The following is a 20823-nucleotide window of genomic DNA, read 5'->3' as shown; positions in this document are numbered from 1 at the left end:
AGAACCCGACATGGAGAACACCTTCGAGCTCGCGCACGTGGGCATCAACAACTCTGACGCAGCAGCCGCGCAGGAACTGTGTGACCTCTTCTGCCTCATGTTCAACCTCGATCCCCGCCAGGGGAAGAAGTCCGCGTTCGCCGGCACCTTCTTCGAGTGCGTACGTTCGCAGTACCTCGGGACGCACGGTCACATCGGGATGTCGACCGGTGACCTCGAGGCAGCGGTCGAGGAGCTCACCGCGAAGGGCTTCGGCTTCGACCAGGGAACGGCAGCCCACTTCGACGACGGGCGTCTGCAGAACATCTACCTCGCGGGTGAGTTCGGCGGCTTCGCCGTCCACGTGATGCAGCAGCCCCGCCCCTGACCTCCCACCGGCCGCCAGGCCACCCCGCCCACAAGGAGCACCTGAAGTGACCACCACGATCCGCGGCAGCATCCACGCCCTCGTCACCCCGTTCCACGACGACGAGTCGCTCAACCTCGACCAGATGCGTGCGCACACCGACCGCGCCGTCCGAGCCGGTGCCGACGGCGTCTTCTGCCTCGGGACGAACGGCGAGTTCTTCCAGCAGACGGAGGACGAGCGCCTCGCCGTCCTCGAGGCGGTCGTCGACGCCACTGCGGGCCGCGTGCCGGTCTACGGCGGCGCCGGTGCCGTCGGGACGAGGGAGACCGTGCGGATCGCCAAGCGCATGCAGGCAGCGGGCGCCGACGTGCTGTCCGTCATCACGCCCTACTTCGCGGCTGCGTCGCAGGACGAGCTGTACCGGCACTTCGCCGTGGTCGCCGAGGCCGTCGACATCCCGGTGCTCATCTACAACATCCCCGCTCGCACCGGGAACACCATCAGCCCCGCGACCGTCGCCCGGCTGGCGGAGATCGACAACATCGCCGGCGTGAAGGACTCCTCGGGCAACTTCGACGCGATCCTGCAGCTCATCGAGCTCACCGATCCCGAGCACTTCGCGGTGCTCGCCGGGACCGACTCGCTGGTCCTGCCGACGCTGCAGGCCGGCGGCGCGGGCGGCATCACGGCCGTCGCGAACGTCTACCCCCGCACCATGGTCGACATCACCCGGAAGTGGGCGGCGGGTGACCTCGAGGGTGCGCGCGCGGCCCAGGCATCCATCCGGCCGCTGCGCAACCTCTTCTCGCTCGGCAACCCGAACACGATCGTCAAGGCGGCCACGAACGCCGCCGGCGAGGCCGTCGGCCCCTGCCGCGCGCCCTTCAACCTGCTGGGGGACGCGGCCCTCGCGAAGATCGCGGAGACGGTCCGCGCCGACCAGGCGGCCGGCATGGGCTGAGGCGCCGCACCGCCGCGACCACGAGACGGACGGGCGCGCTCCGCTCAGCGGTGACGCGCCAGCGTCACGCGGAGCGCGCCGACCGAGCCTGCGAGGGAGGACGGTGCCAGCTGGCACCGGGCCTCCAGTCCGTCCCACGGTTGCGACGCGAGCAGCACTGGGGACCGGCGCCGGGCGCCGGTCGCCGCCGCGCCGTCAGCGGTTGTACGCCGGCATCGGACCACGCAGTGCGGCGGCGACGTCGTCGACGGCCCGCTGTACGTCCTCGGGCAGCGCACCCGCGGCCAGCGCGGCGAGGTTCGCCTCGATGTTCGCGACCCGCGACCCACCGATCAGGACCGCGTCGACGACGGGACGGCCGATCGTCCACCGCAGCGCGAGCTCGGCCATCGGCATCCCCGCGTCCTCGGCGACCGCGCGGAGCTGCTCCACGGCGCCGAAGACCTCGTCGTTCCAGTACCGGGTGCGGTACATGCCTGCGAGGGGCGAGGAGCCGAAACGCCCCTCCGCTGGCTGCTCGTCCGGGCGGTGCTTCCCGGTGAGGAGCCCGCCGCCGAGCGGGTTGTAGACGACCGTCCCGAGTCCGGCGGTCCGGGCAAACTCGGCGTACTCGTCGTCGATCCGGGTCGCGATGACGCTGTAGACCTGCTGGCCGAGGACGGGTGCGGCCAGCCCGAGGCCCGAGGCCGTGTGTCGCAGTTCCGCGATCTGCCAGGCCGCGTGGTTCGAGACGCCCCACGTGCGGACCGCGCCGGAGTCGACGAGCGTCCGGACGGCGGTGAGCGTCTCCTCGTGCGGGGTCGAACGGTCGGGCTGGTGCAGGTAGAGCACGTCGACGTGGTCCGTCCGGAGCCGACGCAGGCTCGCGTGCACGCATAGGTCGATCGCGGCGGCGGACAGGGGAGCGGCACCGTGGGCGTCCGGGTTCGCGATGCCGACCTTCGTCGCGAGCACGACGTCGTCGCGCCGACCGGCGAGCACCGAGCCGAGGATCTCCTCGCTGCGGCCGCCGGCGTACCCGTTCGCGGTGTCGATGCCGGTCCCGCCGGCCTCGAGGAACCGGTCGACCATCTCGGCCGCGGTCGGCTCGTCGACGCTGTCGCCGAAGGTCATGGTGCCGAGGACGGCGGGGGCGAGCCGACGGCCTCGGATGTCGATGTCGCGCAATGGGTTCCTTCCGTTCGGTCGCCCTCGGGCGACTCGTCGTCGAGCTGCGGGCAGACCACGAGCAGATCACGCTTGCGTGTTTCACGCAACTGACATAGCGTGTTTCGTGCATGATGCCGCATGGACGAACCGCCGACCGAGCCCGAGGAGGGGTCCGATGTCGAACCGCCTCGCCGTGATCGCTGACGACCTGTCCGGAGCCGCAGAGGTCGCGGCCGTCCTGGGCAGCGGTTCGGCGACCGTCGCCCTCACACTCCCCGCCGCGCTCGAGCACGTCGCGCGCGCCTCGTCCGACGTCGTCCTGGACTGTGACACGCGAGCCCTCGACCCGTCCTCGAGACGAGCGGTGATCGCGCAGGCCACGCTCCGCATGCGTGCGGCCGGCGCACCGGTCCGGCTGGTGAAGACCGACTCGCTGCTACGCGGCGGTGTCGGCGACGTCGTCGACGGCCTCTCCGACGCCGGCGCGCGCGTCGTGCTCGCCTCCGCGCTCCCGGCGCTCGGACGGACGGTCGTCGACGGTCGGCTCCTCGTCCACGGCAGGCCCGTGGCGGACGCGGGACTCCACGGCCTGGAGGCCCGGGTGGTCCCCGGTCCGCTGGCTGCGGTCGGACGTCGCGCCCGGTCCGTCCCACTCGCGGTCGTCCGTGCCGGCTCCGATGCCGTCCTCGACGCGGTCGTCCGAGCACATGCTGCCGGCGCGGTCCCCGTGCTCGACGCGGACTCCGACGAGGACCTCGACCGGATCGCAGTGGCGCTCGACGGTGCGGACTGCACGGTCGTCGGTTCCGGCGGGATCGCTGCGGCCATCGGTCGGCTCCGTGGAGCGCGGGCCCCGTCCGCGACCGCACCCGGATCCGGAGATCCGACGGGGGCGCCGGGAGAGCGTCAGTCCGTGCTGCTCGTCGTCGGCACGGCCAGCACGGAGGCCACCGAGCAGCTCGAGGTCCTCGCGGCGAACGGCGTCCCGGTCACGCCCGTGCCCCGTGAGGTCCTGCTCCGTGCCGTCGACCGCCGGGAGGTCGACGACATCGACCACCCTGCACTCCACGCTGTGCGGGCCGCCTTACGCAGCGGGAGCGCCGCGATCTGCGTCGAGGACCGACACGAACCGGTCCCGCACCTCGCCCGACGGCTCGCTGACGGCCTCGGCATCGTGGCTGCGGCCATCAGCGGGCGCGCCGCCCTGGTGCTGACCGGCGGGGAGACGGCCCGGTCCGTGCTCACCCGCCTCGAGATCACGGCCATCGTGCCGGAAGGTGTCGTCGAACCCGGATGCATCGTGTCCCGCGCGGACGACGGCCGCCGTGTGGTCACGCGACCCGGCAGCTTCGGGACCGTCACCAACCTGCTCGACGCCGCCACGATCCTCCAGGCCGCTCGAGAAGACCCCTTCACGGCCGGCGGCCGTGTGCAAGCGGCCGCACGCCGCACGAACGAAAGGCAGCACTGAAGATGAACGCAACTCCGATCATCGCCGTCACGATGGGCGACGGGGCCGGTGTCGGCCCCGAGGTCGTCGTCGAGGCCGTCGTGTCACCGGACGTCCTGGCTGTGTGCCGGCCCGTCGTCATCGGGGACCTCGGTCGCCTCCGCCAGGCCGCAGCGATCCGGGGCGTCGAGGTCACGTTCAACGCTGTCGAGGACGTCGCGGACGCCGCGTACCAGGACGGCGTCATCGACGTGGTGGACCTCGGACTCCTCCCGGAGGACCTGCCGTGGGGGCAGCTCTCGCCGGTCGCCGGCGATGCGGCCTTCCAGTACATCCGGATCGCGTGCGAGGCGGCGATGGCCGGGAAGGTCCAAGCCATCTGCACGGCTCCACTGAACAAGGAGGCCCTGCACGCCGGTGGCCATGTCTTCCCGGGGCACACTGAACTCCTCGCCGAGCTCATGGGCGTCGAGGAGGTGTCGATGATGCTCTCGACAGCCAAGCTGAAGGTCGTCCACGTGACCACCCACCTCGGTCTCATCGACGCTGTCGCGCGGATCGAGCCCGGACTCGTCGAGCGGACCATCCGGCGGGGCAACGAGGCCCTGGTGCGCGCGGGCAACCCGCACCCGAAGATCGGCGTCGCGGCGATCAACCCGCACGCCGGCGAGAACGGCCTGTTCGGGTACGGCGAGGAAGCGGAGAAGATCGCTCCGGGCGTCGAGGCCGTACGCGCCGACGGGATCGACGCCGTCGGACCGCTGCCCGCCGACACCCTCTTCTTCCTCGCCGGTCGCGGGGACTACGACCTCGTCGTCGCGATGTACCACGACCAGGGTCACGGCCCCGTGAAGGTGCTCGGGATCGAGGCCGGCGTCAACATCACGGTGGGTCTGCCGGTCATCCGCACGTCGGTCGACCACGGGACAGCGTTCGACATCGCGGGCACCGGCAGGGCCGATGTCGCTAGCATGATCGAAGCGCTCCGCCAGGCGGCCGAACTCGCCCCGACAGCGGGGGAGCCGAGCCCGGCCCAGGGCGTCTGACACGTCCCAAGTCCCCGCCGTCCGGAGGTGCCCGGTGTCGATCTCGGCCAGAGCGCGGCGCGATGCCATCGTCACGCTCGCAACGACGGTCGGACTCGCGAGCGTCGACGAACTCTCCGAGCGGTTCGGGGTCACGGCGTCCACCATCCGGCGCGACCTCGCGACCCTGCAGGAGCAGCGGAAGCTCACCCGGACGTTCGGGGGGGCGATGGCGGTGGCCGCGCACCCGGAGGCGTCGCTGCGCCAGCGGCTCGGCGAGCACTTCGACGCGAAGCGCGACATCGCCCGCCGGGCCGCTGCGACCGTGGCACCCGGGGCGTCACTGTTCCTCGACAACGGCTCGACCGTCGCGGCGTTCGCTCATGCACTGCCGATCGACGCCGACCTCACCGTCACCACCACCAGCGTCGGGGTCATCACCGACATGGCCGACCGCGACGACGTCCGACTCGTCATGCTCGGGGGCGAGTACCGGTCGTTGAGCAACGGGTTCGTCGGTCCCCTGACGGAGGCTGCGCTCGAGTACCTGACCTTCGATGCCGCGTACCTCGGTGCGGATGCGGTGTCGCCGGAGCGCGGGATCTGCGAAGCGGACCTCGGTCAGATCCGGCTGAAGGAACTCATCGCTCGTCGTGCGGCAGCCGTGTACGTCCTCGCTGACTCGTCGAAGCTCGCGCAGTCGGAATTCCACGCATGGACCCGACTCGGGAACGGATGGACGCTGATCACCGACGACGGCATCGCACCAGACCTCATCGAGCGCTTCGGAGCAGCGGGCGTCACCGTGGGCACGGCCTGACCTCCGCCACACGGAGTCAACGACTGCGGGAGCTCGCAGGGTCGCGACGCGCGCCGATGACGGAAGTCATCTCGGACACGACGCCCGCGTTCCCCGACGACCAGCGCGACGAGCGGCGTCACCGTGCAGTCGTGGACGCACAGGTCTGCCGTGGTCCTTCGAGAAGTGCCCGATCCTCACCGCGGAGCCCGAGGTAGGTGTCGCCGACGACGCGGAGCCACCGGGTGAGAGCGCACGCGAGACAGTCGACGTCGGCCTCCGGTACGCCACGACGACTGCCCTCCCGCCGTCGTTCACCGCCCGGCGAGATCGGGCGTCGGCCGGAGCACGTTGGCTGTTGCATCGATGTGGACCTCTGACTCCCGTCCAGAGTCGAGGACCACGTTGTGCACTGCGGTGGGGTCGATCATCACTGCCAGCACCGCGAGTTGACTGATTCCGGTGGCCAGGAGCGCGTCTACCTGACCGGAGAACGCGGACGCATTCGAGCGCGAGTGAGCGTCCTTGGCCACGACGTGATTCGTCGCGACGGAGTTGCCGGAGCCACGTACGAGCCGGATGATGACGGGCGCTTCGCCGGGGGGCGTCACGCGCTGCGAGTCGACGACTTCCGAGAAGTGGTTGCTGACGATGGTGTTGTCGCTGCCATCGACGCGGAGCAGGCCGTACTGGTCGTCGAGGCCGTTGTCGATGTCGAGGAACGGCGTCCACGGCTCATGGTCGCGGAGGAGGTGGTTCGCGGCGATGAGGTTCTCAGAGCTGTTCTCGGCGAGGACGACCATCCCCGGGTAGAACGAATGCAGCCGGTTGTTGGTGATGCTCGACCGAGTGACGCTGCTGAGGTGGACGCTGCTCGCCCCGCGGGGGAACACGTTGTTGGCCGTGATCAGGAGCCCGCCGTGGTGTTCGGCGTAGATGGAGTGGCCCTTGAAGCCGGCACCGATGAGGTTGTCGGTGACCTTCGATGCTTGTCCCCATCCGCGGAGCTCGATGCAGTTGCCGCACTCGGCGATGAAGTTGTCGTGGATGGAGAGGGCGTCGGCGTTGTGGATCGTGAGGCCGTGTTCGAGGTAGACCAGTCCCATCCCGTTGAAGCGGAAGGAGTCGTTGGCGCTGGCGACGTGGACCCCGGTCTTGCCGTTGACGTAGGTGTTCTCCGGGAGCAGGTCGGAGCCGTCTGCGATGAAGTGCATGCCGTCGATGCAGAAGTCCTCGAACTCGACGGAGCTGATCCGAGGACTGCCCTCGCGCTCCACGAGGAACGCGGCGCCGGCCCGCTCGTCCGCATCCTCCGGGAGTGGCATGTCGACGAGGATGCGGCTTCCGCCGGGCCAGAGCTCGTGCAGGTCTGGCCACTCTTCCTCGGGGACGTTGAACCGGATGCTGGAGGAGGTGAATCCGTGCCCGGCGCCGCGGATCTTCAAGAAGCTGATGTCGATGAGGACCTGTGTGCGGAGGCGGTAGTCCCCCGGCGGGAGGTAGACGACAGCGCCAGGCTTGCCGCCATCGCCGTCGGTGCCACTCTGTCGGCTCTTGACGTCGGCGATGATGCTGTTGAGCACCTCGCCGATGTCCTCGGCCGGATCGCCGACCGGCCAGGTGGTCACGTCGTAGTCGTTGCTGTTCGGCATGGTTGTTGGATCCTTTCGTCTCGTCGTTGCTGTGGCCACTGCGCGCAGCGGAACAGCAGGATCAGTTCGAGGGCCGCTACCGCGTGACAGCGACCGGGGCACGCAAGGGTGCGGCGAACAGTCCGGCTCTGGTGCTGACCTCGAGGACCGGTCCGTCGAGGAGGATCTCCACGACCCCATCACCTGCCGGCACCGTTCCACCTGCACCGGTCGCTGCCGCGATGTGCAGGTCGTCCCCGGTGCGGTTGATGGTGAGGATCGGTTCCTCATCTCTGGTGACGACCAGCTGTCCGAGATCGGGGTCCCAGTTGATGATGTCAGCGCGCCCATCGCTTGTGAGGTCGATGCGATCGAACGCGGTGTGCGTGTTGACGCCATCGCCGCTGACGACGTCAGGGTGCGGCCGCGCGACGAGCTCATCGCCGTCCAGCGTGAGCACGTGGGGCACGCTCATGGCACCGGTCCAGGTGTCCCCGGCGTGATCGCGGATCTCGCGGAGCCAGAAGACCAGCCCGGGCCGACCGTCGGAGTCGCGGTAGAAAGAAGGTGCGTAGTAGCTGTCCCCCCACGTCAGCCGACCCCATCGCTCGACCTCGAAGACGCCGTCCCGCCACTCCCCGAGTCCGTAGGCGACGTAGTGGAGCTCGTCGTCGTTCCAGACGGAGGTGATCAGCACGTCGACACCATCGATGGTGAAGACCTGTGGGCACTCCCAGAGCTTGCCGGTCCAGACCGGTTCGGTCAGCGAGGTGTTCCGCTGCGCGGCGACGCCGTCGTACTGCCAACTCTGGAGATCCAGCGAAGAGTACGACAGTGCAGCGGCGGTGGTGCCGTCGATGTTCGCTCCGACGAGCATCCGCCATCGGTCACGATCACGGAAGACGAACGGGTCGCGGTAGACCCGCACATCGATGTCCTCGGGGGGAACGGCGACGACGTCCCCCTTGGTCCACGTTGTCCAGTCCGAAGCGGTGGGCGTAGCGGTGCGGATCTGGCCGATGCTGAAGTCCGGCGTCTGGATCGACGTGTAGAAGATCGTCGCACGATCGCCGTCGATGACGAGGGAGCCTGACCAGATCCCGTCGTCGCCCTCGCCGGGCACCAACGCCACCGGCTGTTCCGTCCACGTCCGCAGGTCGGTGGACGTCGCGTGCCCCCAGTGGCAGGACGGGGCCCAGCTGGTCTGTTCCGGCACGTACTGGAAGAAGACGTGGTAGCTGCCGTCGTGCCAGGTCAACGACAGGGGGTCGTTGATCCAGCCGGATCGAGCGGTCAGGTGGATGCTGGGGCGATCGTCGTCGATCATGCGCAAGGGGTCCCCTCGGAGCGATGGGCCGTTCGCTTGACGGCCTCTGCGTAGATGTATATCTTGGGCCAAGTCGTTTTGGCAAAACGCTTTGTCATCGACACCGTACCCGATCGCAGCGCTGCTGCTGCAGACGAAGGAGACGAAGTGATGATGCTTCGTAAGAAGTCCGGCACGCGTGCCGGCAACAGAGGTCGCATCCTCGCCGGTACTGCCGTGGCCGTGGCATCGGCGCTGGTCCTCAGCGCGTGCGGTGCTGGTGGCGGCGACGGTGGCGGGTCGGCGAAGAGCTTGACCGTCCTCGTCGAAGCCGGGGGGCACGGCGAGCTCCAGCCGATCGCCGATCGCTACAAGAAGGAGACCGGGACTAAGGTCCAGTTCGTCGAGCTGCCCTACGACGGCCTCTACAACCGCGTCAACAGCGAGCTCAACTCCGGGTCGGTGTCCTTCGACGTCGCCGCGCTCGATGCGATCTGGCTGCCCACCTTCAAGGAAGGGCTGACGCCGCTGAACTCGCTCTTCACCGAGGACGTGGAGAAGGACCTCTTCCCGGCGGAGTTGCAGGAGGGCAAGATCGGCGGCGACTACGTCGGTATGCCCGCGTGGACCAACACAGAGATCCTCTACTACCGCAAGGACCTCCTCGACGACCCGGCGAACAAGACCGCGTTCAAGGAGAAGTACGGCTACGACCTCACGCCTCCGACGACGTGGGAGCAGTACCAGGACGAGGCCGAGTTCTTCACGAAGGACGGCATGTACGGCACTGCCACGAAGGGCGCTGTCGAGACCGAATACCTCGCTGCCCTCTCGCAGGCCGGCGAGAAGGACATGGTCGTCGACGACAAGGGGAACGTCACCCTCGGTGACGCTGCCAGCTTGAAGGCATTGGACTTCTACACGAGCATGCTGAAGTCGTCGGCACCGGGTGCGGCGCAGACCGACTGGGCGGCAGCGCAGAACCTCTTCTACCAGGGCAAGACCGCGCTCATGCTGTTCTGGGGCCACGCCTACCGGCAGATCCCCGAGGACTCGAAGGTCTCCGGCAAGGTCGGCGTCGCCCCGATGATCGCTGGCCCCGCCGGTGTTGCTGGCGTCCCCGGCCCCTACTACCTCAGCGTCCCGAAGGCATCGCCGAACCAGGACGCAGCCGAGGAGTTCATCAAGTTCGCGTACGAGCACAACGACCTGAGCGCGACCACGGACCTCGGGCTCGCCGCGCGGGTGTCCGCGTTCGAGAAGTACCAGGACAAGCCCGGCTACGAAGCGTTCACGCCGATGGTCGAGACCCTGCAGGCGGAGGGCACCATCCCGCGTCCGTCGAACCCCAAGTGGCAGCAGATCGTCGACAACGCGCTCGTGCCGATGCTGCAGCAAGCCGTCCGACCGGGTGCGGACAACCAGCAGCTCCTCGACCAGGCCAAGTCCAAGGTCGAAGACATCCTCAAGTAGAGCGTGGTGGCCCTACGGGGCCGCCACCTCCCCCGAACCGAAAGTCGCTCGTGCGCATAACCGACCGACGCTTCGCCGTGCTCATGATCCTGCCGGCGGCGCTGTTCCTGCTCATCTTCATCGGCTGGCCGCTCATCCAGTTCGTGACCAACAGTTTCTTCGACATCAACCAGCTCGCAGGCACTCGCCGGTTCGTCGGTTTCAGCAACTACATCACCGCGTTCACCGACCCGGACTTCGGCAACTCCGCCTGGCGCACCGCGGTGTACACGGCGATCGTGGTGTTCTTCGAGTTCGCCATCGGCCTGCTCGTCGCACTGCTCTTCGCCACGATCGGTGACCGCTCACGCGTCTTCCGCACGATCTTCCTCTACCCCCTGATGATCGCGCCGATCGTCGCGGGCCTGCTCTGGAAGTTCCTGCTCAGCGACAACTTCGGCATCGTCGGGCAGCTGCTCTACAGCGCCCACCTGCTGCCGTCCCCCAACGCGATCCAGTGGCTGAGTGACCCGAAGATCGCTCTGGTGTCGGTCTCCATCCCGGACGTCTGGCTGACGACGTCGTTCATCACGCTCGTGCTGTTCGCCGGCCTGCAGAACATACCCGGCGACGTCCTCGAGGCGGCCCGCCTCGACGGAGCCCGATACCCCACACTGCTGTTCCGCATCGTGATCCCGCTGCTGCGTCCCGTGATCGCCGTCGCGCTCATCGTCCGTGGTGTGGACGCCGCTCGCGCATTCGACGTGATCGTGCTGCAGACCAACGGTGGCCCACAGAACGCCACCGAGACGATGTCACTGCTGGTGTACCAGACACAGATCCGCTACGGCGACCCCGGCTTGGCAAGCGCGATGGGCACCATCTACCTCATCGCGATGCTGGCCGTGGCCATCTTCGCGATCTTCAAGATCTGGCGACCCGGGAGTGACCAGTGAACGGCCTCGAAACACAGCGCATCGGCACGAAGACCATCCTCTGGATCGCCCTGATCCTGCTCGTCGTGCTCTACGCGTTCCCCTTCCTCTACATGGTGCTCACCTCACTGAAGGTGCCGGTCGAGACGATCGCGGTGCCGCCGACCATCTGGCCGCGGAACTGGACGCTCGAGAACTACAGCTCGGCACTCGGCACCAGCGGAGTTCCGGCGTCCTTCATCAACAGCATCGTCACCGCGGCGATCAGCACCGTCATGTCCCTCGTGCTGGCAGTGCCAGCCGCGTACGCAGTCACCCGGTACCGGACCCGCTTCGGGCAGGTGTTCATCCTCGTCGCCCTCGTGACCCGCATGGTTCCGGCGATCGTCGTCGGGGCCCCTTTGATCACGATGTTCCGTAGCGTGGGCATCCAGGACACGTCATTCGCCCTCGCGATCGCCCACACCACGATCTCCCTGCCACTGTCGATCTGGCTGCTGTCGAGCTTCTTCCAGGCTGTTCCAGAAGAACTCGAGGAAGCTGCCCGTGTTGACGGCGCTTCCAGGATCGGCGCGTTGGTCCGCGTGATCCTGCCGGTGACCGCCGGCGGCCTCGCGGTCACCGCGATCTTCGCGTTCCTGGCATCGTGGAACGACTACATCTTCGCCCTGCTGCTCACCTCGGTGCGTGCGCAGACGACTCCACTCATGATCGCCGACTTCCAGACGCAGTTCGGTCTCGACTGGGGAACGATGACCGCCCTCGGCATCGTGTACTCGGTACCCGTCATCCTGCTGACGTTCGTTCTGCAGCGGCACATCGTCGCTGGTCTCACACTGGGCGCAGTCAAGGGGTGAGCATCGCCCACTCGGAGATCCCGCTTCCGGTGGACTTAGGGTGAAGATGCTCGCGTTTCACACCGGGAGCGGGACCTTCCCACGGTCGCGAGCATCAGCGATGGTGTGCTCGACCAAGACGGATGCCGCCGACCAACGCAGGGCCGGACGCGATCCGACCTCCCACGGAACGAAAGGATCGATGGTGGCTCCGAGACGCGTCGGCATCAAGGACGTTGCAGCCGAGGCCGGGGTGTCCGTCACCACCGTCTCCCACATCCTCAACGACGTCGACTTCCTCCGAGCCAGCGACGAGACCCGCGAGCGGGTCAAGGACGCTGCACGCCGCCTGGGCTACGGCCCGAACCGGATGGCACGGGGCCTGCGCATGCAGCGCTCTGAGATGATCGGCCTGCTCAGCGAAGAGATCGCCACGACCCCGCACGCCGGTCGGATCATCCTCGGCGCGCAGAACGCGGCCCGACGCCACGGGCTGACGCTGGTCATCATCAACACCGAGCGGGACGACGTCGCCGCGAACGCCACCGCCCTCATCCGGCAACAGGTCGATGGTGTCCTCTACGCCACGATGTACCACCGCGAGATCACCCCCCCGACCGAACTCGATGTCATACCGACCGTGGTCATCGACGCGACCGACAGCACCAGGAAGCACCCCGCGGTCGCCCCAGATGAACGCAGCGGTGCCCGCGCCGCGATGGGAGAGCTCCTCACTGCCGGGCACCGACGCATCGGCTTCATCAACAACGTGGACGACGTTCCCGCCACCCGTGAACGCTTGGCGGGGTACACGGAGAGCCTGCTGGAAGCCGGTCTCGACGTCGACGAGTCGCTCGTCCGCGCGGCCCCGTCCGAAACCCCGGGCGGCTACGACGCTGCGCGTGCGCTGTTGCAGCGTCCTGACCGGCCGACCGCCCTGTTCTGCTACAACGACCGCATGGCGATGGGCGCTTACCGCGCTGCAGCAGAGCTGCAACTCCGCATCCCCACCGACCTCTCAGTGGTGGGCTTCGACAACCAGGAGCTCATCGCAGAGGGGCTCTTCCCCGCGCTGACCACTGTGGCGCTGCCGCACTACGAGATGGGCGAGTGGGCCCTCGAACGCCTCGTCGAGCTGCAGAACGACCTCCCGACCGGCGAGCAGCAGCAAGCCGTCGGACCGGTGTTCTTGACCTGCCCGATCGTGCGTCGCGAGTCCGTCGCCGCACCATCTCAGTGACGTCCGGACGGTGACATCACCGTCCGCGGAAGGATCGCCATGACCACCTCCTACCGCCCTGTCATCGTCTTCGGCGAAGCGCTCATCGACGCCGTCGCCGACGGGTCGGAGACCCGCCTCACACCAGGCGGGAGTCCCATGAACGTCGCAGTGGGGCTCGCCCGCCTCGGCGTGCCCGTGACCCTCGCCACGCAGTTCGGTGACGATGAACACGGGCGTCTGATAGCCGAGCACCTCGCTCACGACGGCCTGACGGTCGACCGCGCCGACGGGCCGACCTCAGTTGCGCGTGCGGAGCTCCAAGCCGACGGGTCTGCTCGGTACGACTTCGACATCGTCTGGGACCGGGAATCGCCCGTGCTCCCTGCCGGGGTTGCGCCAGCTGTTGCGCACACCGGATCGTTGGGGGCCTTCTTGCAACCCGGTGGCCACGCCGCAGTGCAGCTGTTCCGTCAGCTTCCCGCGGCGACGGTGCGCAGCTTCGATCCGAACATCCGGCCGGCGCTCCTCGAGCAGGCCGATGCGCTGCAGCAGTTCGATCGCATCGTCGAGCGGACGCACGTGGTCAAGCTCAGCGATGAGGACGCCGACTGGCTCTACCCGAACGTGGACCCGGATGGCGTCCTCGACCGTCTCCTCGACGGTGGGGTGCGCCTCGCCGCCATCACCCGTGGTGCAGCCGGATCGATCGTCGCCGGCCGGGACACTCGCGTGCAGGTCACGGCGCCCGCGGTGACGGTTGTCGACACGATCGGAGCAGGAGACGCCTACATGTCCGGGCTGCTCTTCGCGTTGCTGCAGGGAGGCGATCTCCAGCGGATACAGCAGTCCGCTGTCGACACGACGTTGCTGACCCGCGTCGGGGGCGCGGCGGCAGCATCGGCGTCGGTCGCGGTGAGCCGTGCTGGCGCAAATCCTCCATCACGGGTCGAGCTCTCCGCAGCGACGACCGGCGCACTCTGACCGATCACGTCCGCACGGAAAGACAACGGGCCCGTCACGATGCGTGACGGGCCCGTTGTCTCCGAACGGTCCTACGGGGTGGGTCGGAATCCGTGGCTCGTGGAGGCGGCGGCGAACTGCGCCTCCGTTCCGCTGTCCAAGACGTGCGAGTTGGTCGTGCCCGCGTCGAGGACCACAGTGTGCAGCGTCAGGTTACTGATCACGTGATTGGCGCCGATGAGGTTCTGATCGCCGCTCGCGACGCGGAACACCGCTGCGGTCGTGCCGGCGGGCGCGACCTGCTCTGGCGGGATGATCACGGTCACGTGATTGCCGGTGATGGTGTTGCCGTCACCGTTCACCTGCACGACACCGAAGTCGTCCGGTCGGCCGTTGCCGACTCCGATGAACGGCCCGTACGTCTCCACCTGCCGCTCGAACATGTTCGAGCCGATCAGGTTCTCCTTGCAGTTCCCCTCGAGCGTGATCATGCCCGGGTAGAACGAGTGCAGCCGGTTGGCGGAGATGTTGCACCGCGTCGAGTTCTTGAGGTGCACCGAGTCGATGCCGCGAGGGAAGACGTTGTTGCCGGTGACGAGGAGACCATTGTGCTGCTCGGCGAACAGCGAGAACCCGATGGGTCCCGCTCCGAGGTGGTTGTCGGTGACCTTCGACGCCTGGCCGGACCCGGTGAGCTCGATGCAGTTGCCGCACTCGGCGATGAAGTTCCCGGAGACGTCGAGCGCGTCCGCGTCCTGCACGATCAGGCCGTGCTCGAGGTACACCATCCCCATCCCGCGCACCCGGGTTGCATCGGTCGCGGACGCGAACCGGATCCCGACCTTCCCGTTGCGGTACGAGTTCTGGTTGCCGGTGAACGACACCCCGTCGAGGCAGAAGTTCTCGAACTCGATCGAGCTCAACCGAGGGTCTCCCGATCGCTGCACGAGGAACGCCTCGGACTTGCCGTCGGCGTTTTCCACCTTGATGTGGCTGCCCCCGGGATTGATCTCGTGCCACGTGGACGTGTCGCCGGAGTTGTATCGGATGCTCGATGAAGTGAACCCGTGCCCGGAACCGCGGATGCAGAGGTAGCTGATGTCGACGACGACCCGCGTCTTTAGCGAGTAGGTTCCCGGCGGGATGTAGATCACGGCGCCGGGCTTGTCCGCCTGGTTGGTCTGGCGGCGCTTGATGTCCCCGATGATGCTGTTGATGACGGCACCGATGTCCCGCACCGGGTCGAGAGCGCCGGTCGGGTTCCAGTCGGTGACGTCGTAGACGTTCGGCTCCGGCGGGATGGCCACCGGCTTCTTCTTGTCGGCGGGCATCAGAGCAGCCCCACCGGGACGCGACGACGGCGAGGCTCGAGCTTCCCGCGGTGCCCGGCAGAGGGGCTCTGTCCCGCTGTCGCCTGCAGAGCGGGCACGTTGTGTGCGGCCACGGCGAGAACCGCCATCCCCGTCAGCACCGTGCGCCGAGACATCACGAGGTGTTCCATCATTGCTGCTACCCCTTCGTCGTGTGCCAAACCGATTTGGCATCTCGCCGACATGGTACTGCGACCCCAGCCGCAGGGAAAGGAGCGGATCGCAACTCGTCGTCGGCGGCGCGCGTCCGGCAGGGACGTCGCATCGTCGGCCCATGCGAGGCACCGGCAACGAGACGAGCCTCCCGTCCGTCGCGATGACGGCCAGGAGGCTCGGTGCACTCGGGTCGGCTGCTCAGGCCATCGGCGCGCGCACCTCGTCGACGTCGACGACCTCGTGCCGGAGGGTCTCGTCGACGACCTCGTCGTGCGTGACGGTGTGCGTGGTGAGCGTGACGCGCTCGACCGGCACGACGGTCTTGGTCACGACGAGCTGCTCCTCGTGCAGGACGACCACGATCGGTTCGCGGACGGTGTCGCCGGTGCCGGCCGGCAGGCGGGTCCCGCCGGTGATCGGCTCGCGGGTCAGGCGGATCTCCTCACGGCTGACGTCGACCGTGACGGTGCGCTGCTCGGTGACGATGTACCGCTCGAGTCGGACGCGTTCCGTGGCGTGACGCTCGGTGGTGACGGCGAGGCGCTCCTCGCTGCGGACCACCTCGACGTGGTCGTCGGCGTCGGACACGTGCTGCTGGTCTCGGTTCATGCTCTGCTCCGTTGGGCCGTGCGGTGCTCCGGTGAGGGAACGGGAGGGGCGGGTACACCTGTCGGCCCCGCTCGTCATGATCGGGGCCGACAGGTGTGAGCGGGCTCAGTCCCGGCGACGGACGGGGTCCTCGCCGGTGGTGCTCAGGAGCGGAGGTCGCGGTCGGTGGTCCGGGTGGTGCCGCGCACCTCGCTGTCGTGGAGTTCGATCTCCTCGTGGGCGACCTCCTCGTCGACGGTCTGCTGCTCGGTGACGGTACCCGTGCCGAGGCGGACGCGCTCGACGGGGACGGTCTCCTTGGCGGTCACGACGCGCTCCTCGGAGAGGACGACCTCGTGCTCCCCGGCACCGACGAGCCGGCACCCGGACGCTGGTACGCCTACGGGCTCCGGAGCACGGGAGCCAGTGACGTCGGCGCGCAACCCCTCGCGGCACCGGCTGCCTCCGGTGGTCCGGTCACGGCCCACGCGGACGTGGTGGGCGACGGTGGTGCCGGGCAGCTCCGGGCGACCGGGGCCTCCGTCCGGTCCGCACAGGACCGCGGTGCGGTGCGACTCGACCGGGTCGTGCTCTTCCCCGGCACCCGCCTTGCGGGTGAGCTGCGCGACGTGCAGGTCACGGTCACCGGGACGGCCACCACGGTGACCACCGGCGGCGGTCGGATCGCCGGCACGACGATCCCGGCCGGTCCGGTCCCAGCGGACACCCGGATCGCAGTGCCGGGAGGCGCGGGCACGCTCGTCCTCAACGAGCAGCGCACCACGGACGGCGACCGGTCCGTCACAGCCGTCCACTTCACGGACCGCTCCGGACTCGGTGCCGACGTCTCGGCAGCCGTCGTCACCACCGAGCGGGTCGATCCGCCGGTCGGCGGCGGGACTCCGGGAGGCGGGGACGCCGGTCAGGACGACGGCGCGCCCGGGCAGGGCGGCAACGAGGCAGCGCCCGGCGCGCTCTCGCCCGACGGGTCCAGCCCGGCGGGGACCAGCGGGACCAGCGGGACCGGCGGGCAGGCCCTGGCCTTCACCGGTGCGTCCGTCCGGTCGGCGCTGATCGCGGCGGCGCTCCTGCTGACGGCGGGAGCGGCCACGGTCGTGCTCCGCCGCCGTCGTCACTCCTCGTGACCAGCAGCGGGAGGCCACTCGTCGGCCTCTCGCTGTGCGGCGACGCGTGACACGGTGCGGCCCGGGCTGCTGCAGTGCGTCTCCGCGACGCCTGCAGCAGCCCGGCCCGCGTCCCCGCGACTCCTGGGCTGGCCCCGACCGCGTCGGTCAGCGCCGTCAGCGGGCGGCGACCACGAGTCGACACCCGGCGGAGCGGTTCAGTCGTCGGATCTCGCGTCGTCGCGCTCGCCGGCCCGGCGGATCGCGTCCGCGAAGCGGGAGGCGAACCGGGTGACCACGGCGGCCTCGTCGTCGGAGAGCTCGTCGATGACGGTGATCAACGGCGTGTGGATGTGCCCGTACGCCCGGGTGAGGTCAGCAGTCGCGCTCTCGGTCGGCACCAGCACGACGCTGCGACGGTCGCGCGGGTTCGGTCGTCGCTCGACCCGCTCGGCGCCGCTCAACCGGTCCACCAGCTTCGTGACGCCGGCCGTGGTCAGGCGGAGTTTCGCCGCCAGTTCCGTGGGGCTGAGGAACCGCTCCGTGCGCCCGGCCTCCACCAGGTGCAGCAGGGCCACCGCGTCGACGGGACGCATCTGCAACGCCCGCAGGGCCTGCTCGTCGGCGTCGTGCACGCTGTCACTCAGTGCCTGCAAGGCTTCGATGGCGGCCGCTCCCGCCGCACTGCGGGGCTCCTCTGCTCCGGAACGGTGTGCATTGCGCGTGTGGTCCTCGTTCGACATCAGATCGGCCCCTCGTCTCCACCTGCCGACGATGCTGCTCTCCTCGTTCAGACGAAGCAAGCGGAGTGCGTATTGTGCCGAGTACGGAACTGGGTGAGTAATAAGCCGGGTTAGAGGAGTGTCGACATCACGCGGCCACCGGACGCTCGGTGGCACTGAACACGAAGGAGACACCATGTCGAACACGACAGGGAACACCGCACGCCACGACGACGTCGTGCGCCGCACCTGGAACGAGACCAAGTCCGCCCTGAAGACCACGGAGTTCTACGCGTGGATCGTCGTCTCGCTCGCGATCCTCATCGCGTCCGCCGTCGTCGACAACGCGGACGAGGGCCACACCGGCTTCGGCGCCGACCAGGCCTGGCTCTACGTCGCGCTCGTGACGATGGCCTACATCCTCAGCCGTGGCATCGCGAAGGCCGGCGTCCGCAAGCCGGAGCACGACGACGACGACCGCCGCGACGGCAACGGCCGTTCGAACTAGTCGAGCGACATCGCGCCCCGGCTCCGGCCGGGTGCGCGCACCAGCACGTCACACGTGCGACTCCGGAGATGGTGGACCGGATCGAGACAGGCCGTCCCGCATCCCAGCGGGACGGCCTGTCGTCGCCCTTGCGACCGATCGGTCGCCGCTCCGCCCTGAGGCGCCGGGGCGGACAGCGCGGCTCCTACTCGACGGCCCCGTTCGAGTAGCGCGTCACGGTCTGCGGCTGCCCGGACACGGCTCCCGTCGCGGCGGACCCCTGGCCGTTGATGACGTGGTCGATCGTCCCCGCGTTCGTGTTGAGCGCGACGGTGGTCATGTCGTGCATCACCACGCCCGGTCGGTCCGGGACCTCGAAGGACTGCGTCGCGTGGAGGGTCGGGTTCACGTTGGTGAAGATGTAGCTGCCGAGACCCCAGGCTTCGTGCGTCTTGACCTTGTCCGAGACCTTGTACGCCGCCCAGCCGTCGACCTTCTGGTGCCGCCACGATGCCTGGTCCGGTGCGTCGTAGGGCAGCTCGTTCTGGAAGAAGACGGTGCGGCCGCGCTCCCCGTTCCAGATCACGTTGTACTTCTGGTAGTGCTCGACGAACAGGCCGGTGGCGGTGACGTCGTCACCGTTCACGACGACTCCGGTGTCGGCCGTGTTGACGGTCCAGCCGACGGATCCGGCGACGCCGTGGTCGGCGCGCCAGGCCCAGATGTCGTCGAGGATCGTGTGGCTGCTGTTGACCTCGAGGCTCGTCGTGGCCTTGCCGACGTGCGGACCGCCGATGCGGAAGAACACGTCCTGCAGGGCGGTCGGATCGGCGGCGCTGCCGGCGGTGGCAGGGTTCCGGTCGACCTTGTGGTGGCCGCTGCCGATCTTCAGCAGCGTCGGCGAGTTGACGGGGCCCGCGTCGAAGGTCAGGCCGGCGATGTCGACACCGCGCACGTCGCCGACGACCATCGGGACGGCGCCGTTCTGGGCGGTGAGCGTGGCCAGGCCGAGCCCCAGCACGACGGTGTCGGCGCGCTTCACGGCGATGCTCTTCGCGACGTCGTAGACGCCCGGCGTGACGAGCAGGTTCTTGCCCTTCGCGAGGGCGGCGTTGATCGTCGTCACCGAGTCCGTGGGGTGCGCGACGAAGAAGTCACCGAGGGGCAGCGACCGGCCGGGCGTGTGCCCGTCCGCCCAGCTCGGGCCGACCGAGTCCGTCGCGGCGCTCGGCACGAACACGCGGTACGCCCCGTGGTCGTCGACGTAGAGGTACGGCTTCTCGCGGGAGACCGGCGTCGCCGTCAGCGTCGTGTACGGCGGCACCGGGAAGGACTGGGCCGGCGCGTTCAGGTCGCCGGAGAACACCTGGTTCCAGACGCCGTTCGACCATCCGGCACCGAGGTCGGTGTTGCGGACGTAGAACTGCTGCTGCGACCCGTTCAGCGCGCCGCCCTCGAGCTCCGAGTCGGCGACGAACCCGCCACTGGCGTAGTTCGGGTCCTCGCAGTACGGCATGAACGTCGTGTAGTCCTGCACGTGCACGCGCCGCATCGGCGCTGCCTGCGAGACGGCCCACATCTCGTTGCCGGTGTGGCAGGCGTCGGCCGTCGGGACCACGTGGATCGTCAGGTTCGACACCGACCGCCAGAAGGTGTCGAGTGAACCGCTGCCGTTGCGTCCGGTGGCCGTGACACCGCCGTTGATGGTCACGCCGCTCGGGTCCTGGCCGAGGCCGTCGACCTCCGTGTAGTACCCGACCCGGATGTCGAGCGGGTTCGTCGCCGAACCGTAGGTTCCCGGCTCGAACAGCAGCGCGTACCGAGCCGTGCCCATCTCGTTGTCGACCTGCTGCTCGTAGACGGCGTCGACCTTCGCCTGGATGTCGGCCTGCGGCATGTCCGGGGAGAAGACGAGCACGTTCTGGCCGAGGTCGCTCGTCGGTGCATGCGCGGGCGGTGCGGCGACGGCCGTCTGCGTCGTGCCGAGGACGCCGAGCGCCGCGGCGCTCACCGCCACGGTCGCGCCGATGACGCGTCTGCGGGTTCGTGCCCGTCCGAGGGGCGCTGGGGCGAAGGGGTTCACCGGGACCTGCTTCCTTGCAGATGTGGGGCGGCCGACGGCGTCCGGGTGACGTCGCTGTCACCCGGGCGGACGACGACGGCCGCGCGGGTTGGAGTGGCGGAAGCGTAACCCCGGCCGGACGTCGCACCGACGACCGCTGCCGAGGGGGCTCGTTGCGCGGATGATCCGGCTGCTCGGCGGCTCTCCGTGGACGGTCGTCGGGCGATCGGACACGACGA

General features: G+C 68.8%; 20 protein-coding genes. 12 read left to right on the top strand and 8 right to left on the bottom strand.

Translation table 11 applies throughout. The features are described from left to right. The first annotated feature begins 10 nt into the window (after window positions 1-10). Together DEI91_RS01215 and dapA are read left to right on the top strand one after the other, a co-directional pair. Window positions 11-367, top strand: coding sequence for a 2-dehydro-3-deoxyphosphogluconate aldolase (locus DEI91_RS01215; RefSeq protein WP_111050559.1), 357 nt, complete (start codon window positions 11-13; stop codon window positions 365-367). A gap of 46 nt (window positions 368-413) precedes the next feature. Continuing rightward, window positions 414-1310, top strand: coding sequence for a 4-hydroxy-tetrahydrodipicolinate synthase (dapA, locus tag DEI91_RS01210; protein WP_111050558.1), 897 nt, complete (start codon window positions 414-416; stop codon window positions 1308-1310). A 195-nt stretch (window positions 1311-1505) separates the two neighbouring features. Here dapA and DEI91_RS01205 read toward each other — a convergent pair whose 3' ends face one another. Beyond that, complete coding sequence (locus DEI91_RS01205; protein WP_258374245.1) at window positions 1506-2477, bottom strand: aldo/keto reductase; 972 nt, start codon at window positions 2475-2477, stop codon at window positions 1506-1508. Window positions 2478-2634: 157 nt separating this feature from the next. Here DEI91_RS01205 and DEI91_RS16575 point away from each other — a divergent pair, with 157 nt between their 5' ends. From DEI91_RS16575 to DEI91_RS01190, 3 genes are read left to right on the top strand one after another with little or no spacing between them, the layout of a single operon-like run. Next, entirely contained in the window at window positions 2635-3930 is a 1296-nt protein-coding gene (locus tag DEI91_RS16575; RefSeq protein WP_181439425.1) for a four-carbon acid sugar kinase family protein, read from the top strand. 2 nt (window positions 3931-3932) lie between these two features. Further along, window positions 3933-4955, top strand: a complete 1023-nt coding sequence (gene pdxA / locus DEI91_RS16570; RefSeq protein ID WP_111050555.1) for a 4-hydroxythreonine-4-phosphate dehydrogenase PdxA — start codon at window positions 3933-3935, stop codon at window positions 4953-4955. A 34-nt stretch (window positions 4956-4989) separates the two neighbouring features. Further along, window positions 4990-5754, top strand: a complete 765-nt coding sequence (locus tag DEI91_RS01190) for a DeoR/GlpR family DNA-binding transcription regulator (RefSeq protein ID WP_111050554.1) — start codon at window positions 4990-4992, stop codon at window positions 5752-5754. A gap of 293 nt (window positions 5755-6047) precedes the next feature. On the opposite strand, the gene DEI91_RS01185 is transcribed toward DEI91_RS01190, so the two are convergent. Together DEI91_RS01185 and DEI91_RS01180 are read right to left on the bottom strand one after the other, a co-directional pair. After that, a complete protein-coding gene (locus DEI91_RS01185) occupies window positions 6048-7385 on the bottom strand; it encodes a NosD domain-containing protein (RefSeq protein ID WP_111050553.1) in 1338 nt (445 codons plus the stop codon). Window positions 7386-7461: 76 nt separating this feature from the next. After that, window positions 7462-9012, bottom strand: coding sequence for a glycoside hydrolase family 32 protein (locus DEI91_RS01180; protein ID WP_258374244.1), 1551 nt, complete (start codon window positions 9010-9012; stop codon window positions 7462-7464). On the opposite strand from DEI91_RS01180, the gene DEI91_RS01175 reads away from it, so the two are divergent. The 5 genes from DEI91_RS01175 (at window position 8983) to DEI91_RS01155 (ending at window position 14096) form a co-directional block, all read left to right on the top strand. Continuing rightward, entirely contained in the window at window positions 8983-10143 is a 1161-nt protein-coding gene (locus tag DEI91_RS01175; protein ID WP_258374243.1) for a sugar ABC transporter substrate-binding protein, read from the top strand. The two genes, DEI91_RS01180 and DEI91_RS01175, sit on opposite strands and share 30 nt — an antisense overlap. A gap of 50 nt (window positions 10144-10193) precedes the next feature. Continuing rightward, window positions 10194-11078: a carbohydrate ABC transporter permease gene (locus tag DEI91_RS01170; RefSeq protein WP_110900824.1), complete on the top strand. Its 885-nt coding sequence runs from the start codon at window positions 10194-10196 to the stop codon at window positions 11076-11078. Further along, entirely contained in the window at window positions 11075-11914 is an 840-nt protein-coding gene (locus tag DEI91_RS01165; protein ID WP_111050551.1) for a carbohydrate ABC transporter permease, read from the top strand. The genes DEI91_RS01170 and DEI91_RS01165 overlap by 4 nt, the downstream gene beginning before the upstream one ends. A gap of 184 nt (window positions 11915-12098) precedes the next feature. Then, complete coding sequence (locus tag DEI91_RS01160; protein ID WP_181439424.1) at window positions 12099-13133, top strand: LacI family DNA-binding transcriptional regulator; 1035 nt, start codon at window positions 12099-12101, stop codon at window positions 13131-13133. Window positions 13134-13172: 39 nt separating this feature from the next. Further along, entirely contained in the window at window positions 13173-14096 is a 924-nt protein-coding gene (locus DEI91_RS01155) for a carbohydrate kinase (RefSeq protein WP_111050549.1), read from the top strand. A 71-nt stretch (window positions 14097-14167) separates the two neighbouring features. Here DEI91_RS01155 and DEI91_RS01150 read toward each other — a convergent pair whose 3' ends face one another. From DEI91_RS01150 to DEI91_RS16565, 3 genes are all read right to left on the bottom strand, one after another. Beyond that, a complete protein-coding gene (locus tag DEI91_RS01150) occupies window positions 14168-15406 on the bottom strand; it encodes a NosD domain-containing protein (RefSeq protein ID WP_111050548.1) in 1239 nt (412 codons plus the stop codon). A gap of 393 nt (window positions 15407-15799) precedes the next feature. Next, entirely contained in the window at window positions 15800-16210 is a 411-nt protein-coding gene (locus DEI91_RS01145) for a YsnF/AvaK domain-containing protein (protein WP_181439423.1), read from the bottom strand. A gap of 143 nt (window positions 16211-16353) precedes the next feature. Then, a complete protein-coding gene (locus tag DEI91_RS16565; protein ID WP_258374242.1) occupies window positions 16354-16518 on the bottom strand; it encodes a DUF2382 domain-containing protein in 165 nt (54 codons plus the stop codon). A gap of 27 nt (window positions 16519-16545) precedes the next feature. Between DEI91_RS16565 and DEI91_RS16560 the strand changes: the two genes are divergently transcribed. Beyond that, window positions 16546-17334, top strand: coding sequence for a hypothetical protein (locus DEI91_RS16560; protein WP_258374241.1), 789 nt, complete (start codon window positions 16546-16548; stop codon window positions 17332-17334). Window positions 17335-17531: 197 nt separating this feature from the next. Here DEI91_RS16560 and DEI91_RS01130 read toward each other — a convergent pair whose 3' ends face one another. Continuing rightward, on the bottom strand, window positions 17532-18056 hold the full coding sequence (locus DEI91_RS01130) for a MarR family winged helix-turn-helix transcriptional regulator (RefSeq protein WP_181439422.1): 525 nt from the start codon (window positions 18054-18056) through the stop codon (window positions 17532-17534). A 175-nt stretch (window positions 18057-18231) separates the two neighbouring features. Here DEI91_RS01130 and DEI91_RS01125 point away from each other — a divergent pair, with 175 nt between their 5' ends. Beyond that, window positions 18232-18543 carry a hypothetical protein gene (locus DEI91_RS01125; protein ID WP_111050543.1) on the top strand — a complete coding sequence of 104 codons (312 nt, stop codon included), beginning with the start codon at window positions 18232-18234 and terminating at the stop codon, window positions 18541-18543. A gap of 184 nt (window positions 18544-18727) precedes the next feature. Here the strand turns inward: DEI91_RS01125 and DEI91_RS01120 are convergent, their stop codons facing one another. Next, window positions 18728-20605 carry an adenylyl cyclase gene (locus DEI91_RS01120; RefSeq protein ID WP_181439421.1) on the bottom strand — a complete coding sequence of 626 codons (1878 nt, stop codon included), beginning with the start codon at window positions 20603-20605 and terminating at the stop codon, window positions 18728-18730. Between the last annotated feature and the right edge of the window lie 218 nt (window positions 20606-20823).

Source organism: Curtobacterium sp. MCBD17_032 (assembly GCF_003234855.1).
Lineage (GTDB): Bacteria > Actinomycetota > Actinomycetes > Actinomycetales > Microbacteriaceae > Curtobacterium.
Note: the sequence above shows the minus strand (reverse complement) of the source record. Positions and strands in the feature narration are given on the sequence as shown.

Bases quoted from the DNA above. Each gene is read 5' to 3' on its own strand.
- DEI91_RS01215 (WP_111050559.1), top strand. From the start codon at position 11: ATGGAGAACACCTTCGAGCTCGCGCACGTGGGCATCAACAACTCTGAC.
- DEI91_RS16575 (WP_181439425.1), top strand. From the start codon at position 2,635: ATGTCGAACCGCCTCGCCGTGATCGCTGACGACCTGTCCGGAGCCGCA.
- pdxA (WP_111050555.1), top strand. From the start codon at position 3,933: ATGAACGCAACTCCGATCATCGCCGTCACGATGGGCGACGGGGCCGGT.
- DEI91_RS01185 (WP_111050553.1), bottom strand. From the start codon at position 7,385: ATGCCGAACAGCAACGACTACGACGTGACCACCTGGCCGGTCGGCGAT.
- DEI91_RS01155 (WP_111050549.1), top strand. From the start codon at position 13,173: ATGACCACCTCCTACCGCCCTGTCATCGTCTTCGGCGAAGCGCTCATC.
- DEI91_RS01150 (WP_111050548.1), bottom strand. From the start codon at position 15,406: ATGCCCGCCGACAAGAAGAAGCCGGTGGCCATCCCGCCGGAGCCGAAC.
- DEI91_RS01145 (WP_181439423.1), bottom strand. From the start codon at position 16,210: ATGAACCGAGACCAGCAGCACGTGTCCGACGCCGACGACCACGTCGAG.
- DEI91_RS01130 (WP_181439422.1), bottom strand. From the start codon at position 18,056: ATGTCGAACGAGGACCACACGCGCAATGCACACCGTTCCGGAGCAGAG.
- DEI91_RS01125 (WP_111050543.1), top strand. From the start codon at position 18,232: ATGTCGAACACGACAGGGAACACCGCACGCCACGACGACGTCGTGCGC.